Genomic DNA, 1,510 nt, shown 5'->3' with positions numbered 1-1,510 from the left:
CGCCGACCATCCGTGGCGCGAGCCGGATCGAGACCGCCTATGCCGAAAGCGACAGGCGCCGCTTCTTCGTGCCGTGCCCGGAATGCGGCGAGCATCAGACGCTGGTCTGGGAGCAGGTTCGCTGGGACCGCGAGGCGGACGGCGCCCACCGGCCGGAGACCGCGCGATACCAATGCCGCCATTGCGGCGCGCATTGGAGCGACGCCGAGCGCTGGGCCGCCGTGCGCAGGGGCGAATGGCGGGCCGAGGCCCCGTTCGACGGCATCGCCGGCTTTCACCTGAACGAGGTCTACTCCTCCTGGGTCCGTCTGGAAGCCATGGTGCGCACCTTTCTGTCAGCGAAGGATCACGGCGACGAGGCGATGAAGACCTTCGTCAACACCTCGCTGGGGGAGACCTGGGTCGAGACGGGCGAGGCGCCGGACTGGCAGCGGCTCTACGATCGCAGGGAGAGCTGGCCAGCCGGCACAGTGCCGATGGGCGGCTTGTTTCTCACCGCCGGCGCCGACGTCCAGAAGGACCGGATCGAGGTCGACGTCTGGGCCTGGGGGCGCGGGCTGGAGAGCTGGCTCGTCGACCACATTGTCATCGAGGGCGGCCCCGAACATGCCGCCGCATGGTCCGCGTTGGACGGTCTCTTGGGCCGCAACTGGCCGCACGCCTCGGGGACGGCGATGGGCCTGTCGCGCCTCGCGATCGACACCGGCTTCGAGGCGCCTTCGGTCTACGGCTGGGCCCGGCGCGCCGGCTTCGCGCAGGTGGCGCCGGTCAAGGGTGTCGAGGGTTTCAATCGGGCGAGCCCGGTCTCCGGGCCGACCTTTGTCGATGCGACAGCCGGCGGCAAGCGACTGCGGCGCGGCGCGCGGCTGTGGTCGGTCGCGGTCTCGACTTTCAAGGCCGAGACCTATCGCTACCTCCGGCTCGGACGGCCGACCGACGAGGAGCGTGCCGGAGGCGCGCGCTTTCCCGCAGGGACCATCCACCTGCCGGCTTGGGCCGACAGCGAGTGGTGCAAGCAGTTCGTCGCCGAGCAGCTGGTGACGGTGAAGACCAGGCGCGGGTTTCAGCGGCTCGAATGGCAGAAGCTGCGCGAACGCAACGAGGCGCTGGATTGCCGGGTCTATGCCCGTGCCGCCGCCTGGATCGCCGGCGCCGACCGCTGGGGCGAGGAGAAATGGCGCGATCTCGAACGCCAGGTCGGCTCGCTCGATCCGAGCAACACAGCGGCGCCAGAGACGACGGCCTCTGACCCCGGCGCGCCAGAGATCGCCTCCGCGGGACTGGTGCGACGAGCGCCTGCCCGGCGCGGCCGACGGGTGTTCACGCCCAGCTATCTGAGTTGAGACCGAGACCATGACGCTTGAGGACATGATCGCGCGCCGCGATGCGCTGCTCGCCGCCCGATGGCGCGGCGTGCGCACCGTCGAGGTCGAGGGGCGCCGCATCACCTATGCGAGCGATGCCGAAATGGCGGCCGCCCTCGGCGACCTCGAACGGCGGATCGCCGAGG

At 70.6% G+C, this 1,510-nt stretch carries 2 protein-coding genes; both read left to right on the top strand.

Going from position 1 to position 1,510, the window contains the following annotated elements; all coding sequences use genetic code 11:
* On the top strand, positions 1 to 1,343 hold a 1,343-nt coding region (locus ABU113_RS17160; protein WP_454560668.1), incomplete at its 5' end, for a terminase gpA endonuclease subunit.
* Between the two features lie 10 nt (positions 1,344 to 1,353).
* Positions 1,354 to 1,510: phage head-tail joining protein (locus tag ABU113_RS17155; RefSeq protein ID WP_454560669.1), on the top strand; the 157-nt coding region annotated here is incomplete at its 3' end.

Source organism: Parapedomonas caeni (assembly GCF_041060555.1).
GTDB lineage: Bacteria > Pseudomonadota > Alphaproteobacteria > Sphingomonadales > Sphingomonadaceae > CAUJIW01.
The sequence above is the reverse complement of the archived record's forward strand: the minus strand, read 5'-3'. Positions and strand labels throughout refer to the sequence as shown.